Raw genomic sequence first — 7,052 nt, 5'->3', positions numbered from 1 at the left:
CCACGTGGGTTATATATTGCTCATTCAGATAAAAACCATATTGAAGAAATTATAAATAATCGTTCTAATCCTGAAATAGATCTTATTGTGGTGACTGATGGTGAGGGCGTTCTGGGAATAGGAGATCAAGGCATTGGCGGAATGGACATTCCAGTAGCCAAATTGATGGTTTATAGTTTATGTGGTGGTATCGACCCGACAAGAACCCTACCTGTATTTCTCGATGTAGGTACCAATAATCAGGAGTTATTAGACGATCCAATGTATCTTGGTTGCAGGCACCCACGAATTAATAGCGCAGAATACGACAATTTTATCCTTACGTTCGTTAATGAAGTCCACAAACAATTCCCTAACGCATTCCTGCACTGGGAAGATTTTGGTCGTGGTAACGCCAGACGAATTCTAGATCAATACCAAGAACAGCTATGTACTTTTAATGACGACATTCAAGGTACTGGTGCAGTAACCCTGGCAGCCTTATTAGCGGCCTGTGATGTAACAGGAACTCCATTAAAAGACCAACGAATAGTGGTGTTTGGAGCAGGTTCTGCTGGCACAGGTATTAGTGATCAGATCATCGATGCTATGGTTAGAGAGGGTTTAAGTCCCGAGGAGGCTTATCAGCGTTTCTGGTTAATCGACCGACAAGGCTTATTACTCGATACTGATCTGGATATGACTGATGCGCAAAAACCTTATGCCAGAACAACCGATGAAATATCATCCTGGTCGATCAATGAAAAAGCCCATCCCTCATTGACTGATACAGTACGTCATGTAAAACCAACGATATTGATTGGCTGTTCTGCTCAAACAGGTGCATTTTCTCAAGATATTATAGAGACTATGTCAGCTACCTGTGAGCGCCCAATTATTTTCCCTTTATCAAATCCAGATGAAAAATGTGAAGCACAACCGGAAGATATTCTGGCATGGAGCCAGGGCAAAGCGCTTATCGCAACGGGCACTGCGTTCCCTGCAATTGAATTTCAAAATCGCATGGTTCAGATAGCTCAGTGTAATAATGCTTTAGTATTCCCTGGTATCGGTTTAGGTGTATTAGCCGTCAGCGCTACTCGTCTCACCAAAGAAATGATATTGGCTGCAGCAAAAGTTCTTTGTGAATTTGCCCCGAGTAAAAAAGACAGTTTCCTGCCTTTATTACCGTCACTAGATAATGCGCAAACTGTAGCGAAATCAATAGCGATTGCTGTTGCTCAGTGTGCGATTGATTCTGGATATGCTCAAAAGAATCAGGATGCTGATTTAACAGCATTAATTGATGATCTTTTCTGGGAGCCGAGATATTTACCATTCCGAAAAGGATCTTACGGCACTGGCAAGAAATAAAAGAGAAAACAGGTAAAATTGATTATGTACTCCTGTATTTATCTAATACAGGAGTATCATCCATTTCAAAAGAGAACGATTAGGAAGGATTTATAAAATTAACAACAACCGTTTGTTCTTTCCCGGTACCAGTTTCCCATGCGCGGGCATATTTAAACAGCATTTTAGTTGACTTGGGAACTGTTTTTCCCTTGTTTAGAGTAAAAACAAACATCATCTCCCCTCCTGCACCGATCAATTTTGTTTTGGGTCTTATATACTCACTATCTGTCAGAGTTAATAAATCTTTGTCGTATTCCTCTGCAGTCCACTGAAACCCGGTAGTAGGATTCGCAGCCAAAGTAACTTTAAAACTGGTTACATTATTGTTCACATTCATAGATAAAGTGTCCGCTGCATGACTAATAAATGTAATGCTCATTAGTAAAAAACCTAGAATAATTTTCATAAAACTCCTCACGTGACTAGGGATTTCTGTTTGCATTAATACTTTGTAGTACTCCTGCATTAAAAATTAACTCATATTGAAAATCTGCAGATGACTTTTGATAAATCCAGGTTTCAACTGTACTGGTTCCATAACCTACCTGATATCCAGCCGCATTAAAAATGGGAGCAGATTGCTCATACACTTGTCTGTAAAGTGGCTCACCACATTTAGTGAGGACATTAAATTGAGTATCACCTTCATATACTAATCGATCACCACAACGCATTGCCAGAGCACAGGAACAAAGGCCCAGATTAAGCAGAAGAACCAGCACGCTATTTCTTAGAAACATTATGTGTCTCACTTAACCAGAAAACAAGAGTACTGTATTTAAGCTTAGCACTTTATCAGAACTTCTTTTATCTTGATTAACCATGCACCCTGCCAATAAGGCAGTGCACTGGCCAGACGATCTCATGCGCTAAATCAGGCTCTCCCCATTGTGACTCCAACTCATCAAATACCAATTCAATAGGATTTTTTTGTTGTCGCTTTTGAAACTCTTTAACAGCTGACCAAGTGGATAAATAACCAATCAATTGGCTGAAATCCAGCCTTTTGCGAATTTGAAATTCAGGGGCATTCAATAATGTAAATGGAAAAGGAATAGTCTGATACTGCTCATCAATGTAAAAACGCTCCTTAGGCCAAAATTCATTTCCCAAAATCTCGTAGTACAGTTTTTTTATCGGAGCATCTATCAAATTATTAAATACCCCCAGACTATAACACCAGGCGGCAATAATCCCGTTTGCAACACTGACTCGTTTTACTTCATTGTAAAATAAAGAAAAATCAAACCAATGCAAAGCCTGAGCAACAGTAATTAAACCAATAGAGTGTGATTGGATAGGCGCTTTTTCAACAGGAGTACAGATATAATCAATATTAGCAGCCTTAATAGCCATATCAAGTTGGGCTTGATTGATATCGGTAGCTATTACTCGTGAAAAACGCTCCGCCAAAGCTTTGGCTGCCTGACCATTCCCCGTACCGCAATCCCAAACGATTACGTTAGGATCAACCAATTGTGCCAGATAATCAAATAAAGCCTCAGGATAATCAGGACGGCACAGTAAATATTGATCGGAGTTCTGATTAAAATGGCCCACATATTCTTTACTTACGCTATTCATCCCAATTATCTCGCTCTTTATCTGATTCTGGTAAGAAGCCACCTACTTGTGCATCCCACATTGACTTATACAAACCATTCTTGGCAAGCAATTCATCATGTGTTCCATCCTCAACAATTTTACCTTGCTCAAACACAAGAATTCTATCCATATGCAATAAAGTAGATAAGCGGTGTGCTATAACTATAGTCGTTTTATACTCCATTAATTGCCATAATGAATTCTGTATTGCCTCTTCTGTAAGTGAGTCAAGCTGAGATGTCGCTTCGTCCATAACCACCACTTTTGCATTTTTTAGAAGAGCTCTGGCGATAGCAATGCGTTGCCGCTGTCCTCCTGATAATTTTATCCCGCGTTCCCCGACCATAGTTTCATACCCATCAGGCAGCAAAGCGATAAAATCGTCACAGCATGCTTTCTTCGATGCTTCAATGACCTCTTCATCTGTAGCAGATGGATTGCCATACCTAATATTTTCCATCAATGTTCGATGAAATAATGCAGTATCCTGAGGAATCATACTGATAGCAGAGTGCAGAGAGTCTTGTGTGACCTTGCTAATATCCTGGCCGTCAATCCGTATAACTCCCGACTCAACATTAAAAAAACGCAAGATTAAATGAATAAAGGTCGTTTTACCGCTACCAGAAAAGCCAACCAGTCCAACTCTCTGATTCGGTTCAATAATGACTGATTTGTTTTCAAAAACCTTCTTGCCGTTATTATAGTGAAAAGTAACATCATCAAACTCAATTTTACCGTCCGTAACCAACAGTTCTGTTGCCTCTGGTACATCTTTAATATCTATAGGTGCGCTAAGTAGTGCAATAGCCTGACGAGCAATACCTATTTCACGATACAAATCAGCCAAGGCATGACATAAGTACCAAATCTGGTTCATGATGACAAAAGACACATTGAAGATAAAAACCAGATCCCCTGTTGTGATTAACCCTTTTTGCCAAAAAGCCAAAAGTAAATAAATCATAGTGCTCAACATCACAGTAACTGGGATATCCAGATACAGGCGAAAGATGTTCATATAGATTGTTAATTTTTTATTACTATTCTCCTCTCTATCCTGACTTACTTTCACATAGGCCAACTCTTCTTTGGCTCTGGCAAACAATTTAACTGCACTTGAATTGCTGAGACTATCCACTATTTTTCCACTTAATTCACTTTTATCTTCAGCATTATCTATTGAATATCGATCCACTTTTTTTGATAATTTATAGCTAATAAATAGTTGTAAAATTATCCAGGTAAGTAAGACTATGGCAAACCAGTAATTGATGGTACACATCAATATTAATGCCACAATAATAGATGAAAACGCTGCAATGCCATACCAGGTGATGATCATAAATATAGAATCCAGTGCCCGTGGCAAATCATTTATCTTATTAGCCAGGCTCCCTGCCATTTGATTTGAAAAATAGTGATACGATTGCTTGCTCAAATAATCAAAAACAGACATGCGCACGTCAGCTTGGAAACGAGGAATCACATAACCCTGCCACCAATTTTGCAAACGCAAAATGGCCAGCAAGGTTATCCAGGCCCCACCACCAAGCCATAAAGCAGGAGCCACAATTACAAATATGTTTTCTCCTGGAGTATGAGATTCAAGTGCATCAACAATCATTTTCAGAGAATAAGGAATGACATTATTTTCCAGAACCATGGCTATCGGTGCGATAAAAAAAACGATGAACGCCAGGCGCTGTTTTTTTATGAAATATAAAAAAAAACGACCCAACTTTTTGGGTAACTCTACTGTGCTGTCTTTATCCATAAACGACACCTGTTATTAACCTGGCTCACCATGAGTATGGTTGTTATGATTTATTAGCCAGATAAGTTTTTATAGTAGTTCGAGACATAAATTATTAATAAGTATAGTTAAAAACAAATGAAGTATCCCATTTAGAAGAGGCAAGTCCATGAATTTTCATAAAATAAACTATTCGAAATAATTTAAATATTTAATATAATCTTGATCTTAAGCCTTATAAAAGCGATTATTTTACTTTTTTGATGTAGGAGTGGCTGTGCAACACGAAACAATGGAATTTGATGTCATTATAGTTGGAGCCGGACCTGCTGGATTATCCGCTGCAATAAAATTAAAACAATTAGCTCAGGCTGCTCAAAAAGAAATTACAGTATGTATTCTGGAAAAAGGAGCTCAAGTAGGGGCTCACATCCTTTCTGGCGCTGTTCTTGAACCACGAAGTTTAAAGGAATTACTTCCTGATACCTGGCAGGATGCGCCATTAGATACACCGGTCAGCTCGGATCAGTTCTGCTTCTTAACAGAAAATAAATCATTCACACTCCCTACTCCTAAACCGATGCATAATGAAGGCAACTACATTATTAGCCTGGGAGAACTCTGCATGTTTCTGGCAGAACAGGCCGAGGCCTTAGGATGTGAAATTTATCCGGGATTCGCTGCCTCAGAAGTACTGTTTAATGAAAAGAATCAGGTTATCGGGGTCGCTACAGGCAGCGTTGGGGTAGATAAGGAAGGAAAGGAAACTAATAATTTCCAGCCCGGCATGCATTTATTAGCGAAACAAACCCTTTTTGCAGAAGGATGTCGTGGGCAACTGAGCCAATATCTCATGACACGTTATCATCTTCGAGATAATACACAGCCACAAACTTATGGCTTGGGAATAAAAGAAGTCTGGCAAATAGATCCGACAAAACATGAACCTGGGAAAGTAATACATACGATAGGATGGCCGCTTGACCGGGCCACTTATGGTGGTTCATTTATTTACCATTTATCCAAGCATCGAGTTGCTATTGGATTTGTTGTAGGTTTAGATTATAAAAATCCGTGGCTAAATCCTTTTGCTGAATTGCAGCGCTTTAAAACGCACCCTATCATCCGTTCTGTATTAACTGGCGGGGAGCGCATAAGCTATGGCGCACGTGCACTCAACGAAGGCGGATGGCAGTCTATGCCCAAACTCGTTTTTCCTGGCGGAGCCTTAATTGGAGATGCTGCTGGTTTTCTCAATGTACCGAAAATCAAAGGCATACACACCGCCATGCAATCAGGAATGTTAGCAGCACAAGCCTGTTTTGACTCATTGGAACAAGAACAGACCTCTCAAATTGAATTAACTGCTTATCCTGAAAAAGTAAATAACTCATGGTTAAAAGAAGAACTTCATTCCGTACGAAATATTAGGCCTGCATTTAAATACGGACTCATTCCCGGTCTAATCAATGCTGCATTTGAAACCTATATTACTCGTGGCCACAGCCCATGGACATTGTCCAATCATTCAGATCATAGCAGCCTGATACCAGCGGAGAAGGCAAAAAAAATTAACTATCCTAAACCCGATGGAACATTAACGTTTGACAGACTTTCTTCTGTATTTTTATCCAACACCTTCCATGAAGAAAATCAGCCATGTCATCTCAAGCTAAAACAACCCAAATTGGCAATTGATGTTAATTTAAAAACGTATGCATCCCCAGAGAGCCGTTACTGCCCTGCGGGAGTTTATGAGATTGTTGAAGAAGAAACTGGCCCTAGATTGCAAATAAACGCTCAAAACTGCATCCATTGCAAAACCTGCGACATTAAAGATCCACGTCAAAATATAGTCTGGCATGCTCCAGAAGGCGGCGGAGGACCAAACTACACGGAGATGTAAAGTTCACACTTAAAACCTGCTATTGAGTTCAAATGGTAGGTTTTTTCTTGGCAAGCCTGGCCAAGGCTCATAATAAAACGTACCAGTTTAATTAATGACGCCAAATTAAAGAAGCATGCCCCGTTCATAGTCAGGCCGCCCCGGGGTTAGAGAGCCATAAAGTTAAGTAAAAGCACGTCATCCTGAGGAGCTTGCGACGAAGGATTGTAAGTTTAAAGTATGTGGCATAAAACTCATGATATTAACGCCATTACATAAATGCTTACAATGAAGTGCTGGAGTTTAAACTTACCTCACCGTCAAGTTCGGGACAGAACCTATTTAACAATTGAGATAAACAGGCCACAGTTCCCACAGGAAACCAACTCTCAAGCTTTGGATTTACACCTT

6 protein-coding genes are annotated in these 7,052 nt (G+C 39.7%); 2 read left to right on the top strand and 4 right to left on the bottom strand.

Translation table 11 applies throughout. The features are described 5' to 3' along the window. Positions 1–1,353 (top strand): NAD-dependent malic enzyme (locus tag Q0495_RS09360; RefSeq protein WP_298625290.1); only part of this gene is annotated, 1,353 nt, incomplete at its 5' end. 79 nt (positions 1,354–1,432) lie between these two features. On the opposite strand, the gene Q0495_RS09355 is transcribed toward Q0495_RS09360, so the two are convergent. The 4 genes from Q0495_RS09355 to Q0495_RS09340 all read right to left on the bottom strand — a co-directional run bounded on the left by Q0495_RS09355 (position 1,433) and on the right by Q0495_RS09340 (position 4,777). Beyond that, the gene (locus Q0495_RS09355) at positions 1,433–1,801 is read right to left on the bottom strand and encodes a protease inhibitor I42 family protein (RefSeq protein WP_298625288.1); all 369 of its coding nucleotides are present in this window, start codon (positions 1,799–1,801) and stop codon (positions 1,433–1,435) included. Positions 1,802–1,817: 16 nt separating this feature from the next. Next, positions 1,818–2,135, bottom strand: a complete 318-nt coding sequence (locus Q0495_RS09350; protein ID WP_298625285.1) for a DUF2845 domain-containing protein — start codon at positions 2,133–2,135, stop codon at positions 1,818–1,820. Between the two features lie 76 nt (positions 2,136–2,211). Further along, the gene (locus Q0495_RS09345) at positions 2,212–2,979 is read right to left on the bottom strand and encodes a class I SAM-dependent methyltransferase (protein ID WP_298625283.1); all 768 of its coding nucleotides are present in this window, start codon (positions 2,977–2,979) and stop codon (positions 2,212–2,214) included. Beyond that, a complete protein-coding gene (locus Q0495_RS09340) occupies positions 2,972–4,777 on the bottom strand; it encodes an ABC transporter ATP-binding protein (protein WP_298625281.1) in 1,806 nt (601 codons plus the stop codon). The genes Q0495_RS09345 and Q0495_RS09340 overlap by 8 nt, the downstream gene beginning before the upstream one ends. Positions 4,778–5,033: 256 nt before the next feature. Between Q0495_RS09340 and Q0495_RS09335 the strand changes: the two genes are divergently transcribed. Continuing rightward, a complete protein-coding gene (locus Q0495_RS09335) occupies positions 5,034–6,662 on the top strand; it encodes a 4Fe-4S dicluster domain-containing protein (RefSeq protein ID WP_367274406.1) in 1,629 nt (542 codons plus the stop codon). Positions 6,663–7,052: the final 390 nt, after the last annotated feature.

Source organism: uncultured Legionella sp. (genome assembly GCF_937871865.1).
Lineage (GTDB): Bacteria > Pseudomonadota > Gammaproteobacteria > Legionellales > Legionellaceae > Legionella.
This window is presented reverse-complemented; position numbering and strand designations above follow the sequence as displayed.